Annotated in this window: 20 protein-coding genes; all 20 read right to left on the minus strand. The window is 39.0% G+C overall.

Annotation, left to right across the window (positions count from 1 at the left end; genetic code table 11):
* Positions 1-5: 5 nt before the first annotated feature.
* The 20 genes from ftsZ to ACZZZK_RS07860 all read right to left on the minus strand — a co-directional run bounded on the left by ftsZ (position 6) and on the right by ACZZZK_RS07860 (position 25,374).
* On the minus strand, positions 6-1,625 hold the full coding sequence (ftsZ, locus tag ACZZZK_RS07765; RefSeq protein ID WP_463483645.1) for a cell division protein FtsZ: 1,620 nt from the start codon (positions 1,623-1,625) through the stop codon (positions 6-8).
* A gap of 130 nt (positions 1,626-1,755) precedes the next feature.
* The gene (ftsA, locus tag ACZZZK_RS07770; RefSeq protein ID WP_056851706.1) at positions 1,756-3,114 is read right to left on the minus strand and encodes a cell division protein FtsA; all 1,359 of its coding nucleotides are present in this window, start codon (positions 3,112-3,114) and stop codon (positions 1,756-1,758) included.
* Positions 3,115-3,119: 5 nt separating this feature from the next.
* Positions 3,120-4,286, minus strand: coding sequence for a cell division protein FtsQ/DivIB (locus tag ACZZZK_RS07775; protein WP_463483646.1), 1,167 nt, complete (start codon positions 4,284-4,286; stop codon positions 3,120-3,122).
* Positions 4,279-5,634, minus strand: coding sequence for a UDP-N-acetylmuramate--L-alanine ligase (murC, locus tag ACZZZK_RS07780; protein ID WP_463483647.1), 1,356 nt, complete (start codon positions 5,632-5,634; stop codon positions 4,279-4,281). Before murC ends, ACZZZK_RS07775 begins: the two co-directional genes overlap by 8 nt.
* A gap of 136 nt (positions 5,635-5,770) precedes the next feature.
* Positions 5,771-6,877 carry an undecaprenyldiphospho-muramoylpentapeptide beta-N-acetylglucosaminyltransferase gene (gene murG / locus ACZZZK_RS07785; protein WP_463483648.1) on the minus strand — a complete coding sequence of 369 codons (1,107 nt, stop codon included), beginning with the start codon at positions 6,875-6,877 and terminating at the stop codon, positions 5,771-5,773.
* 117 nt (positions 6,878-6,994) lie between these two features.
* Positions 6,995-8,188, minus strand: coding sequence for an FtsW/RodA/SpoVE family cell cycle protein (locus ACZZZK_RS07790; protein WP_463483649.1), 1,194 nt, complete (start codon positions 8,186-8,188; stop codon positions 6,995-6,997).
* 16 nt (positions 8,189-8,204) lie between these two features.
* Positions 8,205-9,596: a UDP-N-acetylmuramoyl-L-alanine--D-glutamate ligase gene (gene murD / locus ACZZZK_RS07795; RefSeq protein ID WP_463483650.1), complete on the minus strand. Its 1,392-nt coding sequence runs from the start codon at positions 9,594-9,596 to the stop codon at positions 8,205-8,207.
* A 163-nt stretch (positions 9,597-9,759) separates the two neighbouring features.
* The gene (gene mraY, locus ACZZZK_RS07800) at positions 9,760-11,007 is read right to left on the minus strand and encodes a phospho-N-acetylmuramoyl-pentapeptide-transferase (RefSeq protein ID WP_056851702.1); all 1,248 of its coding nucleotides are present in this window, start codon (positions 11,005-11,007) and stop codon (positions 9,760-9,762) included.
* Complete coding sequence (locus ACZZZK_RS07805) at positions 11,007-12,464, minus strand: UDP-N-acetylmuramoyl-L-alanyl-D-glutamate--2,6-diaminopimelate ligase (RefSeq protein ID WP_463483651.1); 1,458 nt, start codon at positions 12,462-12,464, stop codon at positions 11,007-11,009. The genes mraY and ACZZZK_RS07805 overlap by 1 nt, the downstream gene beginning before the upstream one ends.
* 181 nt (positions 12,465-12,645) lie before the next feature.
* A complete protein-coding gene (locus tag ACZZZK_RS07810; protein ID WP_463483652.1) occupies positions 12,646-14,742 on the minus strand; it encodes a penicillin-binding protein in 2,097 nt (698 codons plus the stop codon).
* The gene (locus ACZZZK_RS07815; RefSeq protein ID WP_463483653.1) at positions 14,732-15,154 is read right to left on the minus strand and encodes an FtsL-like putative cell division protein; all 423 of its coding nucleotides are present in this window, start codon (positions 15,152-15,154) and stop codon (positions 14,732-14,734) included. The genes ACZZZK_RS07810 and ACZZZK_RS07815 overlap by 11 nt, the downstream gene beginning before the upstream one ends.
* On the minus strand, positions 15,151-16,056 hold the full coding sequence (gene rsmH, locus ACZZZK_RS07820; protein ID WP_463483654.1) for a 16S rRNA (cytosine(1402)-N(4))-methyltransferase RsmH: 906 nt from the start codon (positions 16,054-16,056) through the stop codon (positions 15,151-15,153). Before rsmH ends, ACZZZK_RS07815 begins: the two co-directional genes overlap by 4 nt.
* On the minus strand, positions 16,046-16,513 hold the full coding sequence (mraZ, locus tag ACZZZK_RS07825; RefSeq protein ID WP_463483655.1) for a division/cell wall cluster transcriptional repressor MraZ: 468 nt from the start codon (positions 16,511-16,513) through the stop codon (positions 16,046-16,048). The genes rsmH and mraZ overlap by 11 nt, the downstream gene beginning before the upstream one ends.
* Before the next feature lie 443 nt (positions 16,514-16,956).
* The gene (locus ACZZZK_RS07830; RefSeq protein ID WP_463483656.1) at positions 16,957-17,883 is read right to left on the minus strand and encodes a hypothetical protein; all 927 of its coding nucleotides are present in this window, start codon (positions 17,881-17,883) and stop codon (positions 16,957-16,959) included.
* 199 nt (positions 17,884-18,082) lie between these two features.
* Positions 18,083-19,276: a phosphoglycerate kinase gene (locus ACZZZK_RS07835; RefSeq protein WP_463483657.1), complete on the minus strand. Its 1,194-nt coding sequence runs from the start codon at positions 19,274-19,276 to the stop codon at positions 18,083-18,085.
* Between the two features lie 9 nt (positions 19,277-19,285).
* Positions 19,286-19,717 (minus strand): GNAT family N-acetyltransferase, encoded by a 432-nt coding sequence (locus tag ACZZZK_RS07840; protein WP_463483658.1) that lies wholly within the window; start codon positions 19,715-19,717, stop codon positions 19,286-19,288.
* A gap of 444 nt (positions 19,718-20,161) precedes the next feature.
* Entirely contained in the window at positions 20,162-22,888 is a 2,727-nt protein-coding gene (locus tag ACZZZK_RS07845; protein ID WP_463483659.1) for a hypothetical protein, read from the minus strand.
* A gap of 61 nt (positions 22,889-22,949) precedes the next feature.
* Positions 22,950-23,969, minus strand: a complete 1,020-nt coding sequence (locus ACZZZK_RS07850; RefSeq protein ID WP_463483660.1) for a hypothetical protein — start codon at positions 23,967-23,969, stop codon at positions 22,950-22,952.
* The gene (locus ACZZZK_RS07855; RefSeq protein ID WP_463483661.1) at positions 23,962-24,756 is read right to left on the minus strand and encodes a fimbrial biogenesis chaperone; all 795 of its coding nucleotides are present in this window, start codon (positions 24,754-24,756) and stop codon (positions 23,962-23,964) included. Before ACZZZK_RS07855 ends, ACZZZK_RS07850 begins: the two co-directional genes overlap by 8 nt.
* A gap of 81 nt (positions 24,757-24,837) precedes the next feature.
* Complete coding sequence (locus ACZZZK_RS07860) at positions 24,838-25,374, minus strand: hypothetical protein (protein ID WP_463483662.1); 537 nt, start codon at positions 25,372-25,374, stop codon at positions 24,838-24,840.
* Between the last annotated feature and the right edge of the window lie 97 nt (positions 25,375-25,471).

Consider the following 25,471-nt stretch of genomic DNA (forward strand, 5'->3'; position numbering starts at 1 on the left):
TTGATTTAATCAACGTTGTCGTGTAAGAAAGAATTGTTTGGTCTAATCTCTGTACCACCATCTTGATCGTTACTTAATGTGAAACGACTCACTTGCGATTCAGAAGAATGTTGAACTTGCTGTAACTGCATTTGTTTGCGTTTGTAAGCAGGTTCATTTTCTAATTCTTGCAAGCCGTTGGTAGTGCGCAATTTCATGCTTAAATCTTTTAAACGTAAGATACGTTCTTTAGATTTTTTCAACTGCTCTTCCATCGATTCATCATTTTTGTCGTCATCCAAACCAGCAACATGCATTTCCACTTCCGGCTCCGGAGCAGGTTGTACCGCTGGTGTTTCGAACACAAAATTGGTTTCTGCCAACTTTACTTCAAACTCAAAACCTGTTTCCTGTGGTTCTTCTACCTGAGGCTCTTCTTCAATTAAAGTATGACGAACAACATTATTTTCAGGCTCTTGAACTTTTTGAGGTTCAGCTTTTGCAAACATTCCACCGAAAAGATCAGCTTGTGAAACTTCCTCTTTAGCTTTCAAAACCGGCTCGTAACTTGGAGCAGCCTTTGGCTGAATAAAAGAATTTACCGGCTCAATTGGACGAACCAACGGAGCTTCTTCAGGAGTTAATAATGAGATCTTCTTTTTGTTTTTCTCTTCATGAACACGCTCTTCAGATGTTTGGAAGCCAGTAGCGATAATAGTTACTGATAATTTCTCGCCTAATGATTCATCTGTACAGTTACCCCAAATTAAATCAGCAGATAAACCTGCTTTTTCCTGAATGTAATCAGTAATGATGGAAACTTCATCCATTGTTACTTCCTGAACGCCAGAACTGATGTTTAATAGAATATAACGGGCACCTTCAATTTCGTTATCTTTTAATAGTGGAGATGCTAAAGCACCTTCAACTGCTTGTAAAGCACGATCTTCGCCGTCAGCTGCATGACTACCCATGATGGCAACACCGCTTTCTTTCATTACAGTACGCACATCCTTAAAGTCCACATTTATATAACCTGGAACTGTAATAATCTCTGCAATACCTTTTGCTGCTGTTGTTAAAATATCATCGGCCTGACCAAATGCAGAACCTAACGTTAAATTCCCGAAGATCTCACGCAATCTATCGTTAGAGATGACCAAATAAGAATCTACATATTTTTTCAATTCTTCCATGCCCTCATCAGCCTGAAGCTTACGTCTCTTCCCTTCAAAAGAGAATGGCGTGGTAATAATGGCAACTGTTAAAATATCAAGTTCTTTGGCAGCTTTGGCAATGATTGGCGATGCACCAGTTCCGGTACCACCACCCATTCCAGCAGTAATAAACAACATTTTTGTTGTACTACCCAACATGGCTTTAATATCATCGATATTTTCTATCGCTGAGTTTTTGCCAACCTCTGGAATAGAACCAGCACCCATACCTTCAGTTAAACTAGCCCCTAATTGTACCTTGTTAGGTATCGGACTAGATTCCAAAGCTTGGGCATCTGTATTACAAATAATAAAGTCTACACCAGTAATACCCGATAGGTACATATGGTTTACTGCGTTGCCGCCACCGCCTCCAACACCAATTACTTTGATGATTGATGACTTATCTTTTAACATTTCGAACTGCATATCTTTATGAATCAGTTGTTTAAAAAGTTTTAAATTCTGTTCATTACTCAACGTAATATTAACACTTTTTCAACAGACGTTTTCCACAAGTGTTAAGAATGTGGAAAACTCACATGTTGTTGAAAAAAAATTAGCTTTTCAGATAATCTTCATCGCTAACATTCATATCATCTTGAATGAATGTTTTTGTTTTAGCCAGGAGTTTGTCAAATAAGCCTGGACCGCGTTTTTCTTTTTCTTTTTGTGCTTTTGGCTTTTCTACAAAAACACCTGGCTGTTTCATTTCTTCAATTAATTCTTCAGCTTTCTGAATACCTTTAATTAATAAACCAACACTGGTAGCATACATCGGGCTTTTTAAATCATCGTAAATCGCCTTTGGCATATCTTCATATTTAGATAAATGCTCATTTGGATAACCAATGCGGCAATCTAGTCCCGTTACATATTCTACCGCCTGCGATAAGTGTTTCAATAAAGCACCACCACCAGTGATTACAATTCCGCCGATTAGCTTTTTCTCGTAGCCAGAAGATTTGATCTCGTAGTAAACATGCTCGATGATTTCTTCCATACGGGCCTGGATAACATAAGCCAGGTTTTTAACCGAAATTTCTTTCGGCTCACGACCGCGAAGACCAGGAACGCAAATGATCTCGTTTTCTTTATTTTCTTCGGCCAAAGCAGAACCAAAACGTGTTTTCAATAACTCGGCTTGATTGCGCATTACTGAACAACCTTCCCTGATATCTTCAGTTACACTATTCCCCCCGAATGGAATCACAGCGGTATGACGAATAATACCCTCGTGGAAGATGGCAATATCGGTAGTTCCACCACCTATATCAACCAATGCAATACCAGCTTCTTTTTCTTCATCGCTCAACACCGATTCAGAAGAAGCCAATGGCTCAAGAATCAGATCCTGAGTTTGCAATCCTGCATTATTTACACATTTGATGATATTTTTAACCGCTGTAACCTGCCCAGAGATGATATGGAAATTAGCCTCCAAACGTACACCGGCCATCCCGATAGGATCTTTAATTCCCGGTTCGTTATCAATGGTAAATTCCTGTGGCAATACATGGATAATTTCCTCACCTGGAGGCATCACCAGTTTAAACATATCATCAATTAACTTATCGATATCTTTTTTACCGATTTCGTTATTTAATTCTCTTCTTGTTAAAATTCCTCGGTGCTGCAAGCTTTTAATGTGTTGACCGGCAATACCAACATTTACCACCTGTATTTCTACATTTGATTGTCCACTCGCCACCTCAACCGCCTGAGCAATGCCCTGCACTGTTTTTTGAATGTTAGAAACTACTCCTCGTGTCACCCCCGCCGATTCTGCCTTTCCTATTCCTAAAATTTCTATCTTACCATGTTGGGTTCTACGGCCAACGATAACACATATTTTTGTAGTACCGATATCTAATCCTACTACAATGGGAGACTGACTGGTAAATTTTGCCTTGTCCATATTCGTTAATTTTGTTGAGTTTTATATTGTTTTTCTAGGGCTCTGATTTCTTTTTCTCTCTCCAGCTTCAGTTGGGCTGCAGATTTTGTATTGGTTTTTTTCTTTTCCGTTGTTTGCGAAGTCGCCGGCTTTTTTTCTGCGGGCTTTTGTTCCTTTGGCTTACCAGCTGCAGTTATTACTGTTTTTTTGGTTTCAGTCTTCGCTGGAGCAACTGTTTTTACTTCTGGCTTTTTCGGCTCAGCGGTTTTCGTTTCCGTTTTTTTCGGAACAACAGCAGCAGTTTGTTCTACTATAGCATCGCTGATTACATTTCTAATTAGCGAATCGGCTACCTTTTGTTGTATTCTCAAACTATCGGAAGATGAAATTGTTTTTCGCTTTCTGGCAATTGCTGTCGAATCTCTTTTTTCGCAAACTATTTGATTAGTATATTTAATATTAATAGTTCTGTAGGCATCCCAACCCACTTGTGGCATTGCTTTTTTGTAAAATAGCAAAAGGTTGGTCATCTTTTTTTCTAAAGAATCCGCATTACCTAGAATGATGCGCTGATCACCTACACGGGGAATCAGTTCAATATCATTTTTTTGATCTACAACCAATTGCTCAATCTGCGAATCCCACAAAGTATCTCTCTTGATAAATAAAGCGGTTTTATAAATATCATGAGCCAATTTGGTATGGAGGGTATCAACTCTACTTCCAAAAACCTCTGTTATATTGCCTGTTGCCACCAAAACATTTGCGGTAAAGTTTGAGGAGATTGGCATTTTCAAACCGTCGTTGTCAATATAAAAATCCTGACCGCTACTGTTTAATATCCTCACCACCGGCTGGCGCTGTTTCACTTCTATGTTCAACACACCATCCATTTCTACGTACACCTTCGCAAAGGCGATGTATGGATTAGATTGCAGCTTCTTTTCTATTTTATGAATATTGATATTTTCGATATTTCGTCCCAGCAATACGCCCTGATCTTCTCTTAAAATCTGATCAATTTCTTCTCTCTCGATAAAGTTATCTGCCCCAGGAATTAAAATTTTTACATCTGTACATTTAACCGTTTGCTTTTTAATGTTGATGAAACTTAAAAGCACCACCACACCAGCCAGGCTAATCAGCCAGGCAAAGCCGGTAAATATTGCGCTCCAGTTTATTCTTTTAAGCATGGTTTAATGTATTTTTCAGAGGTTCAATAATTGTATCGATATCACCCGCACCAACCGTTAAAATTAACTCAGGCTTTGTGTCCTTAACATACTGAACCACAAAATCTTTTCCACATATTTGTTTATTCTTCAGGCTGATTTTATCCAATAAAAACTTCGAATCAATACCTTCCAAAGGCAATTCTCTCGCCGGATATATTTCCAGCAGTAACAAATCATCAGCTGTGCTTAAAACTTTTGCAAAGTCATCGGCAAAATCTCGCGTACGCGTAAACAAGTGTGGCTGAAAAATAACCGTAAGCTTTTTATCTGGATACAATTGACGAACAGCATCGAAACAAGCTCTTAATTCTTCAGGATGATGGGCATAATCATCAATGTAAATCTGATTATCGTTATTTACGATGTATTCGAATCGGCGTTTTACGCCTTTAAAGTTTGCTACTGCTTGCTTAATTTTATCTGCATCAATTCCCAGTTTTAAAGCAATGGCAATGGCAACCGTTGTATTTTCTACATTGTGCTTGCCAGGCAACATTAAGTTGATGTCTTTAATCTGGGTATCATTATCAGTATAATCAAATACAAACTTCGACCCTTCTACCCGAAGGTTTTCTGCTTTGGCGGTTGCAGTTGTGCTTGCTGCATAGCTAATGCTATTGTTCAATGGCAAACCCTCATAGGCGTAAAGTGTACCATTTGGTTTGAGTTGACCAGCATACAATTGGAAAGATTCATCTAAATGGCTTTTGTCTCCATAAATATCTAAATGATCGGCATCCATTGAAGTAACCACAGCAATATCAGGATGTAACGTTAAAAATGAACGGTCATATTCGTCTGCCTCAACGACTACCACATTATTTTTCCCAAACAATACGTTGCTGTTGTAGTTACTGGTAATTCCACCCAAAAAAGCAGTACAATCGTAACCTGTATCTTTTAAAAGATGAGCCACAATTGATGAGGTAGTGGTTTTGCCATGTGTACCTGCAATGCCGATACAAAACATGCCTTTGCTGATGATGCCTAAAACTTCAGAGCGTTTTTTAAGACTGAAGCCTTTATCGATGAAGTGATTTAAAATTTTGGAATCTTTCGGAATGGCAGGTGTATAAACAATTAAAGTATCATCATGATGATCTAAAAATGCGCAAGGCAGAGATGCTGCCTCATCCAAATAAGTGATCAAAATGCCTTCCTGTTCCAAAGTCTCGGTCAATTTCGTTCTGGTTTTATCGTAACCACAAACCACCTGACCGCGTTTAGCAAAATAACGAGCAAGCGCACTCATGCCGATACCACCGATACCTACAAAAAACACTCTATTTATTTTACTTAATTCCATTTTATTTAAGCTAAAAGCAGAAAGACTAAAGTGAAAAGCTTTTCTTTCTACCGTTTATATATTTTTTCACTTTGAAATTGCTTCGTACCTCGCAATGACGAATTGTCAATTATGCTTTGGTCTTTCAGCTTTAGTCTTAAGCTTTTATCAATTTCAATACTTCTCCAGCAATAATTTCATCTGCTTCTGGCAAAGCCATTTTACCAATATTTTCAGCCAGTTTTTCACTTTGTTCTTTATCATTCAAAAGCGACAACGCTTGCTTTACTAATGTATCTTCCGCGAAGCGGTCGTTAATAAGCAGTGCGGCACCATTTTTAACCAGAGCCATTGCGTTTTTGGTTTGATGATCTTCCGCTACGTTAGGAGAAGGCACCAAAATCACTGGTTTTTTGATTAGACAAAGTTCCGCGATCGTTCCCGCTCCTGCTCTGCTGATAATCACATCTGCAGCCGCATAAGCCAAATCCATTTTATTCAAAAACTCCAGAATACGCACATTTGGATGATATTCCAGACCCAAACGCTCGATGATTCCCTTATAATAATATTTACCCGTTTGCCAAACCACTTGCACATCCTGTTCGATGATTTCCGGCAGATGTTTTTCAATTGCTTTGTTCAGTGTACCAGCTCCTAAACTTCCGCCTGTAACCATTATGGTTTTCTTCAATGGATCGAGTTTCAAAAGTTCAGCACCTGCGTGGTGTTTTCCCTTGATATCAACTACGTCTTTGCGAACCGGATTCCCCGTTTTCAAAAGTCGATCAGCAGGGAAGAATTGTTCCATTTCATCGAAAGCAACACAAATTTTTGAAGCCTTTCTACCCAGCCACTTATTGGTTACACCAGCATAAGAATTCTGCTCTTGAATGAGGTATGGAATTCCTTTTAATGATGCTGCATACAATAACGGACCAGAGGCATAACCCCCGACGCCCACTACGGCATCTGGTTTAAAATCATTAATAATCTGCATCGCTCTGCGTACACTGCCGATAACTTTAAACGGCAAGGCAAGATTTTTTACAATCGAACCCCGCTGCATCCCACTAATGTTTAAGCCTATTATTTTATATCCGGCAGCTGGAACTTTTTCCATTTCCATGCGGCCATTTGCACCCACAAACAGAATTTCACAAGCTGGAACCAAGCGCTTAAGCGCATTGGCTATGGCTACGGCGGGGAAAATATGCCCGCCGGTGCCACCACCTGATATGATAATTTTTGGGGAATTATTCATTTTGTATTTAATTATTGACATTCTTTATGCTCGTCTTTGCGAGGCACGAAGCAATCTCATTTGCTATATTTATTAAATAGATTGCTTCGTCATGCTTCCTCGCAATGACGACTAACCTCATCCAAACGCCGGTATCTCTCCTACAATCACTTTATTCTTTACTTTCTCTTTATCTTCTTTTGCTATCGCACCTGCATTTTCTTCTACGTCTCTGCTTACACTTAATATAATCCCGAAGGCTACGCTAGTAAAAATCATCGAAGTTCCACCCATGCTCACCAATGGCAAAGGTACTCCCGTTACCGGACCTAAACCAACCGCCACTGCCATGTTTGCAAAAGCCTGAATGGTTAAACTAAAACTCAATCCAGCTGCCAATAACGCCCCGAATGCCTTGGGGGCCTTGGTCACTATTTTTATACATCGGTATAAAAGCACCAGGTACAGTACCATGATTATAATTCCTCCCAGTGTTCCCCATTCTTCAATAATAATGGCGAAAATAAAATCGGAATACGGGTGTGGTAGGAAATTCCGTTGTGTACTATTACCTGGCCCTTTACCAAAAACCCCTCCAGTAGCCAAAGCAATTTTTGCCTGATCTGCCTGAAAAGTTTTATCTGAATGTTGCATCTCGGGATGCAAATAGGTATTAATACGCGACATGTAGGTCTTTCTTCTTGGCCCGAGGAAAAAGACAAATAATAACAATACAAATCCACCAGCGCAAACAATTGCAATCTGTTTAATACTAATACGCCCGATGATTAAGAGCAAAATACTTACGCCAAATAACATTAAAGCTGTAGACAAATTGGCCAAAGCAATTAAAACGAAAACCACACAAACAGAGCCCATAATTGGTACAAACGACTCTTTAACGTTTTTGATGTTTTCTTGTTTTTTGGTTAACATTCTGGCCAAAAACGTAATTAACGCTAGTTTTGCTAAATCGGAGGTTTGGAACGTAAGTCCAATTACCGGAATTTTAACCCAACGCGAAGCATCATTCAAATTTGTTCCGAATATTAAGGTATAAACCAAAAGCGGAATGGTTACAATCATCAAAATTTTCGAGATACCGGCATAATACCGATAATCAAGTAAGTGGGCAATGTATATCATCCCAATTCCCATTAAAACGAAAATTAAGTGCTTGGTTAAAAGCAATTTTTCTACCGCTTCGCCTTTTTTGTAGGCTAAAGTCCCTGTTGCACTGTAAACAGCCATTACAGAAATAAGCGAAAGCAGGATGATGATTAACCAGATCCATCTATCGCCTTTAGTTTTGTTAAGTAGTGCTTGAAACATATAATTAAGCCTCCTTTTATAATTCTCTTACTGCCGCTTTAAATTGATTACCGCGGTCTTCATAATTTTTGAACAAATCGAAACTGGCACAAGCTGGCGATAACAAGACCGCATCACCACGTTTAGCCAAATGGAAAGCAATCTGTGCTGCTTCATCAGCCGAAAAAGTATTTACAATTACCTCAACATCATCCTCGAAAGCATCGTGAATACGCTTGTTGTCCTTACCTAAACATACAATTGCCTTCACTTTGCTTTTCACCAGATCTTTAAGCATGTTGTAATCGTTACCTTTATCCACACCACCCATAATCAACACTACATCGGTTGTCATGCTTTCCAAAGCATACCAGGTAGAGTTTACATTTGTGGCTTTACTGTCGTTGATGAAATCAATTCCCGAAATTTTTGCTACATGCTCTAGCCTATGCTCAATATTTTTGAAATTGCCCATACTTTCACGAATGGTCTCATTTCTTAACTCTAAAACCTTCGCTACAATGCCCGAAGCCATAGAGTTATAAATGTTGTGCTTGCCTTGTAAGGCTAAATCTGAAATAGACATGGTGAATTGGTTATTTGGTTCAGTGAGGATATGTATGATTTGCTCGTGTAAGTAAGCGCCTTTTTCCAATGTGTTGATAATTGAAAAAGGATATGTTTTAGCCAGTGGCTGGTTGTTTGCTAATGCTTTTTTGCTTTCTTCGTCATCTTCACAGTAAATGAAGACATCGTTAGCAGTTTGATTTTGGATAATACGCATTTTCGACGCAGCGTAATTCTCCAATTTATAGTCGTATCTGTCTAAGTGATCGGGAGTGATGTTTAAAAGCACAGCGATATCGGCTTTGAAATGAAACATATCATCAAGCATAAAGCTGGAGATCTCCAAAACGTAATAGTCGAAATTTTCTGTGGCTACCTGAGCGGCAAAACTATGACCGATATTGCCTGCCAAACCCACATTTAAACCTGCATTCTTTAGGATATGGTAAGTAAGCAGACTGGTTGTCGATTTACCGTTAGAACCTGTTATGCAGATCATTTTTGCATCCGTATAGCGGCCAGCAAATTCAATTTCCGAAATCACTGAAATATTTTTAGCAACCAATTTTTTAATAATTGGCGCCGTAGCCGGAATACCAGGACTTTTAATTACTTCGGTAGCATTCAGAATCAGTTCTTCAGTATGCTTTTCAGATTCGAAGGGAATGTTCAGCTTTTCTAATGCCGATTTATATTTATCAGTGATTACGCCAAAATCAGATACAAAAACATCGAAGCCTTTTAATTGAGCAAGCTTAGCAGCACCTACACCACTTTCTCCAGCACCCAAAATAACCACGCGGGCCTGCCCTGCCATTGCTGACTGAGGATTGCTTGTTGTGTTATTTTGATTTGTGCTCATTATTTAATTAGTAGTTGGTATTTAGTATATAGTATTTAGATTGAGGTGCTAAAGACTAATACAGTTATTATTTTTTATTTATTTACTCAGTTTGCGTTTTGCTTAACTTTTAACTTTCGACTTTTAACCTTCAACTTTTAACTTTCAACCTTTAACTTCCACCTTATCTCAATTTCAATGTTACGATGGTGATGATGGCCAGCATAATTCCGATAATCCAGAATCTGGTTACAATTTTCGCTTCGTGATAACCTTTCTTTTGATAGTGGTGGTGTAACGGGGACATCAGGAAAATTCTTCGCCCTTCTCCGAATCGTTTTTTAGTGTATTTGAAATAAGATACCTGCATAATTACCGAAACCAGCTCCACTAAAAATATTCCGCAAAGGATTGGAATAATCAACTCTTTACGAATCATTAAAGCGAAAGATGCGATGATACCACCGATGGCCAAACTTCCGGTATCGCCCATAAAAATCTGAGCGGGATAAGAATTGTACCAAAGGAAACCCACACATGAACCCACAAAGGCGCCCGCGAAAATCAGCAGTTCTCCAGAGTTCGGGATATACATAATATTCAGATAATCGGCCATTACGGTATTACCTGATACATAAGCTAAAATACCCAAAGTAATCCCGATTACTGCAGATGTACCGGTAGCCAAACCGTCGATACCATCCGTGATGTTAGCGCCGTTACTTACCGCAGTGATAATGAAAACAGTAAAAATGATGAATACCAGGAAAGCATATTTCTGATAATCGCCTCCTAAAAACTTAAATACCTTCGCGTAATCGAACTCATTATTCTTGTAAAAAGGCATGTTCGTTTTGGTCGATTTTACATCTTGCGTATAGTAGAAAGTTTCGCCCTTCTGGCGAAGGACCATTGGCACAGTAGAAGTTGGTTTAACATCATCCTGAACGGTTTCTCTCACTACGATATTGGGATGGAAATACATGGTACAACCCACAATTAAACCTAAACCTACTTGTCCAACTACCTTAAAACGACCAGCTAGACCTTCTTTATTCTTTTTGAAAACTTTGATATAGTCGTCCAGGAAACCTACAGCGCCCATCCAAACTGTGGTGATAATCATTAAAATCACATATACATTTGTGATGTTGGCGAATAACAAGGTTGGAATTAAAATACCCAGCAAAATGATAATACCACCCATTGTAGGCGTACCTTGTTTTTGCATTTGCCCTTCTAAACCTAAATTTCTAACTGTTTCACCTACTTGTTTCTTATGTAAAAAATCAATCAACCTACGACCATACACGGTGGTAATGATCAACGATAAAATGATAGAAATGGAGGCACGGAACGTGATATATTGAAACAACCTTAATCCAGGAATGTCGTAATGCTTATGCAGGTATTCGAATAATAAATATAACATTAGCTGTTCGGGTTAAGTTGTTCAAGTAAAATCTCTTTATCATCAAAATGGTTCCTTACACCATTAATTTCCTGGTATTTTTCATGGCCTTTACCGGCTACTAGAATAATATCTCCGATCTGCGCTAGGTGGCAAGCAGTTTTTATCGCTTCTTTTCTATCTAAAATGGATAACGTTTTACGCTTGTTAGTTGGTGAAACACCCGCTTCCATATCGTTGATGATTGCTTGCGCATCTTCTGTTCTTGGATTGTCGGACGTTAGAATCACCTTATCACTCCAATCGCAAGCCACTTGGGCCATAATCGGGCGCTTGGTTTTATCCCGGTCGCCACCGCAGCCAATTACAGTAATAACCTGCTCCGTCCCTTTACGAATATTAGCAATGGTGCTTAACACATTTTGAACAGCATCTGGTGTATGTGCATAATCTACAATGCCGATGATTTTATTTGGGGAAGTAATGTAATCAAAACGGCCTTCAGCACCTGTTAAGCGACTTAGCAAAGTCAAAACTTTCAATTTATCTTGCTCCAAAAGAATGGCTGTTCCATAAACCGCAAGTAGATTATAAGCATTGAAAGTACCAACTAACTTAAAAAACACCTCCTCATTATCGATATCTAAATGAAGTCCGCTGAATTGATTTTCGATGATTTTTGCTTTGAAATCAGCAAGTTGCTTCAGCGCATATGTTTTTTTGTGTGCCTTTGTGTTTTGCAACATTACCATTCCATTTTTATCATCAATGTTGGTTAACGCAAAAGCCGATTTCGGTAAAACATCAAAAAATGCCTTCTTGGCTTTTAAATAACTGTCGAAGGTTTTATGAAAATCTAAGTGATCGTGAGTAATATTTGAAAAAACACCACCTGAAAACGTTAATCCCTCAATACGATGTTGCGATACCGCATGCGAGCTTACTTCCATAAAGCAATAATCGCAACCAGCATTTACCATATCACGTAACAACTGATTTAAAGCAATTGGATTTGGCGTGGTATGCGTCGCGGCAACAACGGTATCGTTAATATAATTTTCAACTGTTGATAAAAGGCCGGTTTTATATCCTAAATCTTTAAAAAGCTTAAATAAAATAGTGGCAATGGTGGTTTTACCATTGGTACCCGTAATGCCAATTAATTTTAAATCGGCCGATGGATTTCCAAAATAATTACCTGCCATTATACCTAAGGCAACAGCAGTATTTTCTACCTTGATATAGGTGACTGTAAAGTCATGCACTTCTGGCAAACTTTCGCAAATAATAACAGCAGCACCTTGAGCAATGGTTTGTTCAATAAACTGGTGACCATCAGCAAGTGTTCCAACTACAGCAAAGAAAACATCATCTTTTCCAACTTTACGAGAATCAAAATTTAGGCTGTTGATTTCCTTATCGGTTTTGCCAACCAATTCTTTAATCGTAATGCCGTAAAGTAAATCCTGTAATTGCATACTTTTTAATTTTGAGTGAGTGAATTTTGAATGAGTGAATGTTAACAGCGATCGCAACATTCTAGCCTTCAATCATACTCTCAATCATTTATTTTATTTAATGAGAGATTTTTGAATGAGTGAATGTTAGCATCGATCGCAACATTCCGTCATTCACTCACCCCTCATTCATTCATTGTTTTTAATTCAATTCTATTTGTACGCCCAAACCTTTTCCAACCTTTGTACCCGCGGCGATGGATTGAGCGATTACTTTTCCAGATCCAATTACTTTCGTTTTTAAACCTGCATTTCCTAAAAGATAAAGCGCATCTTTCAAGCCCATGCCCGAAACATTCGGCATTACGCCTTTTCGTTCCGTATTCTCTTGAAAAACTTCTCCTGCGCTGGTATCAACGATGTTATAGTATTCAGATTTTGATGCAAAAAGTGGTTTAAAACCAAATGCTTTGAATACTTTTTGCGTGGCTTTGCTTTGTCCGGCTTTTGTTGGTGGATTGCCTGTATTTCCAACTAAGCGAGTTGGTACATCGTTGTACATTTGCATGTCGCTAGCGTAAATACGATCGGCAACCTCTCTAAAAACTGGTCCTGAAACCAATGCACCGTAATAAGCGCCTTTCGGATCGTTGATTACCACGATCATAGAATATTTAGGTTTATCGGCAGGGAAATAACCTACGAAAGAAGCTTGATATTGCTTATTTGCTTTATAACCTTTGTTGGCATCTGCAACTTGCGCTGTACCAGTTTTACCTGCAATAGGATACAAAGGATTATAAACAATTTGTTTACCGCTACCCTCTAACACAACCCCTTCAAGCATTTTTCGTATTTTACTTAAGGTTACATCAGAACAAATTTTGTTGTTGATCACCCTAGCTTTAAATTGTTCGATAGGGTTACCCAATCTTCTGATTTCTTTTACAAAAATTGGCGCCACATATTTTCCGTTATTGGCTACCGCATTGTAAAATGAAAGCATCTTTAATGGGGTTAACTGCATCTCATAGCCATAAGCCATTTGCGGCAAAGTCATTTTTCCCCAGCTTTTATTAGATGGATTTTTTACAACTGGTCTAGCTTCTCCAGGAATCTGCAACTCCAGTTTTTCATTCAGATGCCAATCGTACAAATGATCGGTGAATTTTTTAGGGTTTGCACCATACTTACTGTTAATTAAATAAGCAATTGCTGCATTAGATGATTGTTCAAAAGCTTTTTTTACGGTTACTACACCGATACTTCCGTGAGAATCTTTGATCATGTGACCTGGAATTTTGTAATTACCAGTACCCACCATGGTATTCGTATCTACCAATTCATCTTCCAAAAGCGCCATGTATGATGCCAACTTAAAAGTTGAACCAGGATCCTGATTACCGGCGATAGCATAGTTAAATTTCTCCTTGTAAACGCCCTCTTCAACTTTTGAAAAATTGGCAACAGCCCTAATTTCACCGGTTGCAACCTCCATTACAATCACTGCCCCATGATCAGCTTTGCTTGCAATCAACTGTTTCTCTAAAGCACTTTGAGCCAAATCTTGCATATTCACATCGATGGTAGAAATGATATCTGCTCCATCTTTGGGCGCAACCTCCGCCTCCTCGTTTACCGGAATGTAAACTCCGCCGGCAATACGCTGCATTAATCTTTTACCAGTTTCCCCGTTGATATATTCTTTGTAAGCACCTTCTAATCCCACCCCATTAGCAACATTCTCATTTTTATAACCAATGGTACGGGCAGCCAAAGCCTGAAAAGGCAGAATTCTTTTATTTTGCTGAACCGCAATTAAACCTCCGCTAAATTTCCCGATATTGTACAAGGGAAAAGTTCTGATGGTTTTTAAATCTGAATAACCTACTTTGCGGTGAATCAGCAGATAACGAGCACTATCCTGGCGACCTTTTCGCAAATAACGGGCGTAATCTTTTGCAGATTTGTCCTGAAAAATTTGCGCCAGTTTCATCCCCAATGAATCAACTTTCTCATTAAAAACTTTATCGTCAGCAATTCCACCTGCGAACATATCCATACGCAGTTCATATTCGGGTACAGACGTTGCCAACAAACTACCATCGTTTGAATAAATATTGCCACGAGTAGCCTCCACGTTTACATAACGGGTAGAAAGACTATCGGCCATGGCCTTCCATTTTTTACCTTGCACAAACTGCACCTGACCCAGACGCAGAAATACTGCAAAAGCAAAAAGCACAATTAAGCCAAATGCCAGATATACACGAAGCAAGATGTTTGCTCTAATATTCATCGCTTTTAACAATTATTTTTTTTGGTGGTTCAATTAGTTCTTTTATACCAAGGGTATCTACCTTCTTCGCTACTTCTGTTAGTTTGCTTTTAAACATCAGCTCTGCTTTCAAAGATTTATACTCCCATCTTAATTCTTTTACTTCTTTATTTAATTTATCAATGCTACGCACATTGTTTACCGCAAAATGGCTGTTAGCAATGTATATCATTCCTAAAAATGCCAGAAAACACAAATAAGGCAAAGCATCAGTGGCCGCCTCTTTTGATACCAGTCCATCATTAAAAAGCTTACTGATAAATGAATTACTATCCATTTTCTCTTCTGCGGTTTTCGGTCTTTTAGGCGCCGCTTTTAACTCTGGCTCAGGCCCGATTTCCTCTTCCTCTATCTCCTCTCTGAACCTGTTCATATTTTTTCAGCTATTCTAAGTTTTGCACTTCGAGCCCTGTTATTTTGCGCAATCTCTTCTTCAGTTGCCACAATTGCCTTACGGGTAATTACATTGAATGGCTTTTGTTGATTACCAAAAAAATCTTTTTCTACCTCGCCTTGAAATTTCCCTTTAGCCATGAAGTTTTTCACAGGCCTATCTTCCAAAGAATGATAAGACATCACAACCAGGTGACCTCCCGGCTTCAACACCTCAGAAGCTTGCAGAAGAAAATCTTCCAAAACCTGTATTTCAGCATTTACTTCTATCCGTAAAGCCTGAAAAACCTGTGCTAAATATTTATTTTCTTTTCCTTTCGGGATATATTCTGAAATGGCTGATTTTAAACTGTCGTTATCGGTAAAAGGCTTTTCAAGACGGGCTGTAACAATAGCTCGAGCCAATGATTTGGCATTTTTTACCTCCCCGTAGATCCCAAATATTTTATGAAGCTTATCTTCAGAATAAGTGTTTAACACCTGAACAGCCGTAAGATCGCGGTGTTGATCCATACGCATATCCAAATCGGCGTTCGAACGGATGGAAAACCCACGTTCCGGAACATCAAACTGATGCGAAGAAACTCCAAGATCAGCAAGAATACCATCTACCTGACGGAAACCCTTTAAACGAAGATTATTTCTGAGGAAACCGAAGTTCTGGTCAATGAAAATGAAGCGATCATCAGCCGGGATGTTTGCCTGCGCATCCGGATCCTGATCAAAAGCGATTAAAATACCTTTCGGACCAAGATGTTTTAAAATTTCCTTCGAATGGCCGCCGCCACCGAAAGTAACATCCACGTAAACACCATCTGGCTTAATATTTAATCCATCGATGCAAGGCTGAAGCATTACAGGAACATGGTAATTATTCGCCATCAGCCCCTCCTTTCTTATCGCCCATTACTTTTTGAGCTAAACTTGCAAAGTTGGCCGGCACGTCGTCAAAAATATCTTCGTAAGATTTTTTATCCCAAACTTCAATTCGATCCAATTGACATGCTAAAACTAAATCGCTACCAATACCAGCATATTCCACCAAAGATTTCGGCAACAAAACACGTCCGGCAGCATCAAGCGAAAGCTCTGTTGCGCCACGGGTAAAGGCCCTTACAAATCTCCTGTTCTCTTCGTCGTAAATATTTAGCTTGGCAAGATCAGCGACAACAGCATCCCAAACAGCTTTTGGATAGATAACGAGATTTTTTTCAAAACCACGGTTGATGATTAGACCCTCACTCTCCGAATTAGGCAATTGTTTCTTAAGCGCAGCAGGTACCATAAGGCGTCCCTTTGCGTCAAGTTTACAATCAAATTCTCCTAAAAGTTGGGTCATAGTGGTATCTACACTTTTTATCTAGTGTAAAAGTAAAGAGTTCTACCACTTTTTACCACTTTTTACCACAAAAAAGTTTTCCACATCCTTTTTGTTACATTTAACCCGATAAATGAGACTAAATCAAACTTCAGTCTATTAAATAAAAAACCTTAAACACTGATAACTAAGCAATTCCAAGCTACCACCGCTAAAGTGGGAGAAATTTCCAAATTATGATTTCAGTGGGAAGAATAACTCATCAAACATCTTTGTGCGGGGTTAAAGCTACAAAAAAAGCACAGAAGCATTAAACAAATGGGGCCTGTAATCCCCTTACGATTTTCTAATGACTAAACCAGCTTGACTAAACATTGGCTAATCATTTTTATCCCTCACAAAATAAAAAGCCCTGACTACGGATGTAATCAGGGCGAAAATGAGAGCGAACCTTTTTTTGTTATCTAGTTGCCGATACCGTAAAATTTGGCTACGGCCTGATAGTTTTTCATATCAAGTTTATTTTCTTTGGCAACTGCTGTTGCGGTACCGCCAGGAATAATAACATAACGATATTGAAGCGTTGAAGAAAGAGGTATTGATCTGCTATTATCTGTAGTAAAACGGCTAAAGGTAAACCTACCCAATCTTGGCATATAATTGATAGTACTGAGTTTTGAGCCTGCATAAGATGTATATGGTAAGGGATAAACACCTCCACCGAAATCGAAATAAACCTGTATTGAACCAGTGTTCAAAATTGATGTGGTTAATGCCGGCGCCATAAGATCGCCTATTCGAAGCAATGAAGCATCAATTGTAGTATCTCTAAAGTTTTTGGCATAGTTCCAGCCTGAGTAAATTACATTAGCGGTTCCTTTTAGTGAAAGCGCAACACCCCAGCCTGTTTCTGTTTTCGGCCCGTATAAATTATAACTTGCCTTATCCAGGTAATAGTCGCCCACTGCACCTAAATCGGCAGCTGGCGTAACTGTTCCATTTAAGATTTTACTTCCTGGCGCACCGTTGGCTCCATTGGTGCCGTTAGTACCGTTAGTACCGTTTGCGCCAGTGGCTCCTGCTGCTCCAGTTGCCCCGGTAGCCCCAGTTAGCCCCGCTGCCCCTTTCATAGAAAACGGCGTTCCCCATCCCTCAGCTTTTTTTGGTCCGTAAAAGTTACCTGCGGCTAGATCTAGATAAAAATCGCCTAGTTTACCTAATGTGGCATCTGGCCCACCATTTCCACTTAATACCGTGCTGCCTGCAGGCCCTGCTATGCCAGGCTCACCTTTTAATCCTTTTTGTGCAATCTCTTTTTTGCAACCTAGAAATGTGCAAAATGCCACTACCATCAGTAGGGCTAATAGTTTAAAATTTAATTTCGTTTTCATGTTAAACAGTTTAGTTTATTGAATTTGTGTTTCGATTACATTAATTTCAAGAACTAAACTATGCACACCTGGCGATATAAATATTGATACTGAGTAGAGCTGGCGGTTGGATTAGCAAAAACAGCTTTTCAGTGAGCGAATACAAAAAAGGCTCCTTCGAGAGAATCGAGGAGCCTTTCATAAATGGTAATACTTCTATTTATTCGTTTATTGCCTTAACACCTGGCAACTCTTTACCTTCCATATACTCTAACAATGCGCCACCACCGGTTGACACATAACTCACTTCGTCTTCCAAACCGAATTTAGCAATTGCCGCAGCAGAATCGCCACCACCAATTAATGAGAAAGCACCGTTGTTTTTTGTTGCCGCCACAACCGCATCAGCAACCGCTTTTGTACCTACCTGAAAGTTTTCCATTTCGAAAACACCCATTGGGCCATTCCACAATAATGTTTTAGAGTTTTTGATTACATCCTGAAACAAGGCTACAGATTTTGGACCAATATCTAATCCCATCCAATCAGCTGGAATTTGACCAGAATCTACATCTTTCTTATCAGCATCGTTGGCAAATTTATCAGCGATTACGGTATCAACAGGAAGAATTAAATTAACCCCTTTCGCTTTAGCTTTTTCTACAAGCTCCAAAGAAAGTTCTTGCTTATCAGCTTCTAACAATGATGTACCTATCTCGCCACCTTGCGCTTTAGCAAAAGTGTAAGCCATCCCACCACCAATAATAATGTTATCAACTTTATCCAATAACTTTTCAATCAATAAAATTTTATCGGAAACCTTTGCACCACCCATAATAGCGGTGAACGGACGTTCAGCATGATTTAAAATTTTCTCAGCATTTTCTACTTCAGAGGCCATTAAATAACCAAAGTATTTTGCATCAGGAAAAAATTGTGCAATAATCGACGTAGACGCATGTGCTCTGTGCGCAGTCCCGAATGCATCATTCACATATACATTACCCAATTTCGAAAGCTTCTCTGCAAAAGCGACATCACCTTTTTCTTCTTCTTTGTAGAAACGTAAATTTTCTAACAACAAAACTTCTCCTGGGAAAAGATTTTTCGCTTGATTAACGGCACTTTCTCCAATGCAGTCATCAGCGAATTTCACCTCAAGATCGAGCATGCGAGACAAATCGCCAAGAATATGTTTTAAAGAATATTTATCAGTTGGACCATCTTTTGGTCTGCCTAAGTGCGACATTAAAACCACCGATCCGCCATCGTTTAAAATTTTGGTAATGGTAGGCAAAGCAGCACGCATCCTTTTATCATCGGTAATTTTAAAATCATCATCTAAGGGAACATTAAAATCTACTCTGATGAGTGCTTTTTTATCTTTAAAATCTAATTGGTCAATCGTTTTCATGTTTATATTTTATTTTAGTTTTAGTCTCATTTCATAATGGAAGCCGATTCCGGGTATATCAAATTCTGGCGACTCGTTTATAAAACCTATTTTTTTATAAAATGTTGCAGCACTGCTTCGGGCATTGCACCATAAATAATCGGTTTTATATTCTTTCAGGTATTCTACGGCAAAATTAATTAATGCAGCGCCATAGCCTCTCCCTCCAAAACCGGGGTGGGTAGCCATTCCCCTGAGCTGATAACCCTCTCCTTCTTCAGGGAAATAATCGTTTCGCATTAGGCTGGCAATCGATCTGATTTCATCATTTTCTACATAACCGAGATGAAAGGTATCGTAGTTTCTGTCGCCCTCGAATTCACATTCAGTTAAGGGTTTTCCATTTCTTAGAACCAAACTTCTCAAGGGCAGCACCTCTTCCGGAAGAATAAATTTAACCATAGCTTATGAGTAGCAAGCAGCAGATTCCGAGTGTAAAATGATATTTAATCGGCTTCGCAAACGTTTGCAAAGTTAATAAAGCATTTGAAAGCACATTAAAAATTAACGTAAAAATTAAGACACCTGCGACAACTCAGACCAATAAATCTTGGCATTAAAACCTGAAATTCAATCTTTCGAAAAAATATTTTGATTCTTGTTGCTTATAGAGATGATTAGGATTTATTTCAAAATTCATTTGCCGTTTAATTGGTTAGCCTAAACCTCGATTTGGTTTCATGTAAAAAACCAGCAGGTTGATGTAAAAAAAACTTTTTATTGCTCCAACTGTTACATCTTTGTACCTGGTTCTTATGAGCGAAGATTCATGTTCAAAAATATCTGAAATCATATATCAAACGTTGAATTCCCTAAAAAACAATTCCTCAACTGATATATGATTTTTTAGTTTTTAAACCTTTTTATCTCCACCTTTCTTTCCTTCACTTTTAAAGTTATAGTTTCTACTTTGGTGGTTTGCCCACTAGAAACCGTGATCGATTTAGGCGGCAAAACATAAGCAGTATTTAGCGGGAGGTTTTTGCTTTCGGGATAAACTTTGTAATTACCTAGTGGAAGGTTTATCGAATAATTGCCCTTTTCTCCAGTTTTAACCGAACGAATAATTCCTTTATCATTAACAAAAGAAACATTTATTTCAGCAAGAGAAATTACGGTTTCTACACTTTTGTTCTCTTCATATAAAACGTTTACCATTCCGGCAACATTTCCATTTCGCTGAAGCGGTATGGCAAGTATAGTTTTTTTCTGATCGACAGTAACCGTCTGCGGGTCGATCTGATAACCGTTTTGCAAAGGCATATTAATGACATAGCTACCATAGGGTACTTTGTTATATTTTATTTTCCCATCTACAGGAACTACAAATAAGGTTCTATTGATGAGTACGTTTACATTTTTTGCAGGAATTTCCCCGGCATCAAAAATTTCATTTTGATTCTCATCAATGAAAAATAAAACTTCCATATCGCCTTTTTTACCCGTGATGTGTTGCTTTGGCGTTGGAAGTTTTTGCGTTATGCCCGCCTGTAAACTTCTGAAAGTAGACCTGGTGAGCATGTTGCTGTATTGATACTGATAGCTACCAATATAAAACGAGCTTTTCTGACTAATTTGAAATTCGCTTCTTGCGGTATAAGTGGTGTTATTGCCAAAAAATCCATCCCGGTAAAATATTATGCCAGCCTCTAGCTTGAGCTTGCCTTTTAAAATAGTATGGCGGAAAGAAGGACTCACACTGAAGCGTGAAATATCTTCGGCGGGATCTCCCTGAAATGTTTCTGCGATTAAAAAGCTTCCGCGTTGATAGAATACATTAAGATTGAACCACGGATGAGACCAATTGGCATTCATCCTAAGCTGAAAATTGTTTCTGGAAGAATAATTGGCGAATCCGTTTTCTAACGATAAAAATATATTTTGCTTGAAATTTCTGCTGTGCCAGTTTATCGATTCATTTAAGCGGATAGCATTGAGACTTCCCTTTGCATAGCCTAAAAAATTGTACGAGGCCTTCTCCTGATCATTGGAAAGCGTTAGCGTGAAATTTGCTAGCTGCCCAATCGGCCTGGCCCATCCCAATTCTAATCGCTGCAAGGCATAATCCCTTTGGAAGAAGCTAAAACCGCGTTGATATTGAGGATCAAAACTATAATAATTGAAACCCACCCAAAGATATTGCTTCCCGAAATACTTGGCTATCCGTTCATTAAACTGCATTACTCCCCGCCGAATTCCGGGATAGTAAGCGCTTGAATAGAAGTTATTACTGGTAAAACTAAACTTCCCTATCGCACCATTCATATTTGCGCCTAATGATAATGACGGCTTAATGTCGCTTAAATCATTAAGATTTTGCGACAAACCGCCGCCAGCCGTTGCGTTGAAAGAAAATTTCTGACGATTGAACAGTGTAACCGTATTGGATGTTAATACCGACCGTGTTTCATCCAGTGGTGAATAGTCGAAAATCATGCTGCTTGCTACCGAACCAGCACCACCATTTCCAGCATTTAACTTGGCGTAAGCCGCATAACCGTAGTCAAAATTTGATCCCAACAAATTAAATGATTTCTCTACCGCACCAAATTCCAAACCCTCTTTACTTTCTTCTTTTTTGGTATAGATTTTTATTCCCCTGCCATTAATAAAACTTTCTAAATTTTCAGTGATATTTCCTACCGTCGCACCATAATTCTTGGTTTCATAATTTAACCAGGTGTTGGTAATTAAGGGCTGATTAGATAGATTTTGCCATTGATAAGCATCAATATTGAAAGCGAGAAGCCCGTTTCCAACCTGAGTGGCACCGCCTCCGGTAAGCTGCCAGGATTGAGAATCGGAAAATAAATTTTGCCCGATTAGTGAAATTTGGTTTGTACCACCAAGCAGGTTGAGGGTACGATCCTGACCGCTAGAAACAAATTGCCTCTCGCCAGCCGCATTTTGCACAAATGCAACACCATTACCGAAAAGATTTCCGTTTTTGTAAAGGCCCGCCACATTAATATAAAAGCTACTGAGTTGATAAATTTGTTTGGTAATGACTTTCGAAAACTGAATTTCCTTTTCACTCCCAGGAATAAGTAACAGATTTTGCTCGATAATTTGTTTACTTTCTCCCTCGCCGCCAGGAAAAGCTGCGACCAGTTTAAGATCTTCCACTTGATTACCAGCATTGCGCACCATTACCTTTAATATAATAGAATCGCCTACGCTTTTTAATAAAATACTTGGGGTACTTACTACCAAAGCCGTAGCCCTAACAAGTGGAAGATTAACCGTTGCCGATGAAGAAGAGAGCAATCTGGCTTCAAGATCAGTTAAATTGAAAACGATTTTCGCATCGCCAGCATTGGCCGAATTCAGAACCAGAAATTTAACCGGAAAATAGCTATGCCCACCAGCTGGAATTTTAACTTTAAGCAACGGCTCGCCAACCTTTTTATAGCCTTGCGGCAAAATGGGAGAAATAAATCCCTCAAAAGTTGAAGCAGAAGAATTAGAAACTTTAACACTCAGCGATAATAGTTTGTCATTTCCCAGTTCTACAAGCGTATCCGCAGAAATGCTGACCAATGCTTTTTGCTGCGCATGTAAGGCGGTCGACAAAAATATCGTCAAAATAAAAAATACCAGAAAGGATTTAGTAACTGATCGAAGCATGAGGTATTTACTGTGGAATAATCTCGTAAATCACTAAGCCGCTGTAAGAATCAGGTACAGCATTATTCAGTCTGGCATCATTAGCCTTGGTAAAATAACGAACATTATAGCGATACGGCTGTGATGAAGACGTCATTGCACCTCCATTTAAAATGGTTTGAGCAGTTTCCGAAAGGGTGATGCTGCCTCCAGCCCCGCCCGCTGCAGGAATTAAGTTCAAGTTAGCAACAGAAACAGGAAGCGAATTTTTGCCTGAACTAAAATTCGCACTGCCCATCCTTACCTGAATGGCATAAGGCGTGGCTGCTGTTATGCTTAATCCATTGGCATAGCTTACTGATGCACCATTGGCATAATCATTCATGGTTTTAAGTTCGAGCAAAGCTGATCTTGCATTGTCTTGCACCTGAATTCCATAGCTTGCCGGAGATTGGTAACTGCCATCCGGGCGGATTTGCATTCCGTTTACCGCACTGGAACGCCCAAGCTCATTTCCATTTCTATCTAAGAGTACAAATGCGATATTGAGTGAATAAGCCTGCCATGATTTTAGCGCATCCATATAAGTTCCACCTTCTAAAACCAAATCAACCGTAAAAACAATGCTTTTATAAAACTCATACCACTCGGTACTTAATGCATATTTAGACGAATTGATGAGTAATGATTGTGTGCCTGGAGTAGATAAAGGGATTGGTGTAGTTCCGCTTCCTATTTGCTGAAAAGTTGTACCATTAACTGCACTTAACTTCAGCTTAAGCTTATTAAAAGGAAACGTTTTGCCCTCACTGTTTGTAATAGGTTGCAAGAGAATCATTCCCAAACTCCAGTTCGGGTAGTTTCTTAAAATTCCAAGTACATCGAGCTGAACCTGGTAGGCATTACCAAAGGTTTGATCTTTAGAAGTGGCTACTGAAATATAATTTTGATTGCTGGCGCCAATTCTGGCCTGTGCAAAACTATCAACTCTGCACATGGAAAAAAGCACTGTAAAAAACAGGCAGCAAAAGAAGAAAAGTTTATTCATGATTAAACTCCAGTTCTGCTAGTTTTACGGTCGAATCTTCTCCATAGTTGAGGATGGAAGATGCTACATATTCTCCTTTTGCCAAATCGGCGGGAAGCTCGAAAAATATTTCCCGGTTATTACCAGGAACAGAGTAGAATATAACATCTTTTAGCATGGTTTTCTTCCCCGATTTACGCTCGAGTAGTTCGCATGTTGCTGTGCCGTCAGCCCAAACGTTTCCTATATTAACGAATTTTAAAGTGAGCAATTTCTTGTTGATGGAGAAACCCACAATATCCAAATCGGGGCGCCTGGTAGTTGGAAACCGTTGATACAATTTGATGCCTGTTCTAATGGCGACCTTAATATTTGCGCCCTTCTCGCTCACATCATCAAAAGGGTTGAGTTGAGTAACATAAAGCATTGCAGTATGCACGGGGAGTGTATCCGTAAGATTTGCTGGAGGACTTACCTGCAATTCGATATCTTTTTGCTCACCAGGACCCAATGAGAAAAAAGAGGATGGCAATACCGATACCCAGTTTGCACAAGATCCGGCGGTAGAGCCTGCTTCGAAAATATTGTTGTTACCTTTTATATCGTATGCCCAATCGCTTAAAGAAACGCTTAAATCCAGTGAAGTGGTTTTGCTCACGTTACTCACCGTCACAATTTGCTTTTGAGATTGCCCCTTATCAACAGTAAAGTAAACCCTAGGAGGAGTTACTGAAAGACCTGTTTGTGCTAATGCTTTAATAGTAAAAAGCAATACCGTAAAGGTAAGTAGAGTAAATTGTCTTTTCATGAAGGCAGGGACTGGATTGCAAATATACAAAAAAGGCAACAATGGATTGTTCCACCGTTGCCTTCCTTGAATGATATTTTTTTAGTTTGCCTCAATTGTGTAAGTAACTACTGTGCTGTAAACTGTAGGGTTTTCAGTTTTGAAATATTTATCTACAAATTTCTCAGCACCTGCAGCTTTGTAAGTGATGTTGAAATTTTTGTTTACACTTCCGGTAGTACTGGTGATGATCGGCTGATCGTTATTGCTTAAGCTACGGGCATTGTAAACAGCGTTTGTAAGCTGATTAGTAGTACCTGCTATTGGCGTAATGGTTACATCACTTGCATCAATCGATGCTTTACTTCCTTGCAATGTTGCAGCTGCTGATTTTACTTTTACTACGAATGCACCTGTTGAATATACGGTAAGGTGATCGTTTTGTGTTGAACTTACACCATTAGTGTAATCAGCAGTTGTTTTATAATCTAGGTTAACAAGTTTTTGCGCAGGGTTTACCGTGATGGTTTGTATTGGATACAAACGAATGTTTAATGTTGCATTGTCAGCTTGAGCTGATGCGTTTTGTTGGAAAGTGAATACTAGGATGGTTGCGATGGTTGCGATGATTAATTTCATGTCTTTTATGTTGCTTTTTTTGTTTTTTATTTTATTTTTGTGTTCCCCTCACTCAAAAATCACCTGAATTTCTTTGTAAATTTTTAGTTACTTTCTG

It is taken from the genome of Pedobacter sp. AC163, from assembly GCF_979258665.1.

What these genes read in the sequence shown, in the direction of transcription:
- ftsZ (WP_463483645.1), bottom strand. Translation starts at nt 1,625, where the DNA reads ATGCAGTTCGAAATGTTAAAAGATAAGTCATCAATCATCAAAGTAATT.
- ftsA (WP_056851706.1), bottom strand. Translation starts at nt 3,114, where the DNA reads ATGGACAAGGCAAAATTTACCAGTCAGTCTCCCATTGTAGTAGGATTA.
- ACZZZK_RS07775 (WP_463483646.1), bottom strand. Translation starts at nt 4,286, where the DNA reads ATGCTTAAAAGAATAAACTGGAGCGCAATATTTACCGGCTTTGCCTGG.
- murC (WP_463483647.1), bottom strand. Translation starts at nt 5,634, where the DNA reads ATGGAATTAAGTAAAATAAATAGAGTGTTTTTTGTAGGTATCGGTGGT.
- murG (WP_463483648.1), bottom strand. Translation starts at nt 6,877, where the DNA reads ATGAATAATTCCCCAAAAATTATCATATCAGGTGGTGGCACCGGCGGG.
- ACZZZK_RS07790 (WP_463483649.1), bottom strand. Translation starts at nt 8,188, where the DNA reads ATGTTTCAAGCACTACTTAACAAAACTAAAGGCGATAGATGGATCTGG.
- murD (WP_463483650.1), bottom strand. Translation starts at nt 9,596, where the DNA reads ATGAGCACAAATCAAAATAACACAACAAGCAATCCTCAGTCAGCAATG.
- mraY (WP_056851702.1), bottom strand. Translation starts at nt 11,007, where the DNA reads ATGTTATATTTATTATTCGAATACCTGCATAAGCATTACGACATTCCT.
- ACZZZK_RS07805 (WP_463483651.1), bottom strand. Translation starts at nt 12,464, where the DNA reads ATGCAATTACAGGATTTACTTTACGGCATTACGATTAAAGAATTGGTT.
- ACZZZK_RS07810 (WP_463483652.1), bottom strand. Translation starts at nt 14,742, where the DNA reads ATGAATATTAGAGCAAACATCTTGCTTCGTGTATATCTGGCATTTGGC.
- ACZZZK_RS07815 (WP_463483653.1), bottom strand. Translation starts at nt 15,154, where the DNA reads ATGAACAGGTTCAGAGAGGAGATAGAGGAAGAGGAAATCGGGCCTGAG.
- rsmH (WP_463483654.1), bottom strand. Translation starts at nt 16,056, where the DNA reads ATGGCGAATAATTACCATGTTCCTGTAATGCTTCAGCCTTGCATCGAT.
- mraZ (WP_463483655.1), bottom strand. Translation starts at nt 16,513, where the DNA reads ATGACCCAACTTTTAGGAGAATTTGATTGTAAACTTGACGCAAAGGGA.
- ACZZZK_RS07830 (WP_463483656.1), bottom strand. Translation starts at nt 17,883, where the DNA reads ATGAAAACGAAATTAAATTTTAAACTATTAGCCCTACTGATGGTAGTG.
- ACZZZK_RS07835 (WP_463483657.1), bottom strand. Translation starts at nt 19,276, where the DNA reads ATGAAAACGATTGACCAATTAGATTTTAAAGATAAAAAAGCACTCATC.
- ACZZZK_RS07840 (WP_463483658.1), bottom strand. Translation starts at nt 19,717, where the DNA reads ATGGTTAAATTTATTCTTCCGGAAGAGGTGCTGCCCTTGAGAAGTTTG.
- ACZZZK_RS07850 (WP_463483660.1), bottom strand. Translation starts at nt 23,969, where the DNA reads ATGAATAAACTTTTCTTCTTTTGCTGCCTGTTTTTTACAGTGCTTTTT.
- ACZZZK_RS07855 (WP_463483661.1), bottom strand. Translation starts at nt 24,756, where the DNA reads ATGAAAAGACAATTTACTCTACTTACCTTTACGGTATTGCTTTTTACT.
- ACZZZK_RS07860 (WP_463483662.1), bottom strand. Translation starts at nt 25,374, where the DNA reads ATGAAATTAATCATCGCAACCATCGCAACCATCCTAGTATTCACTTTC.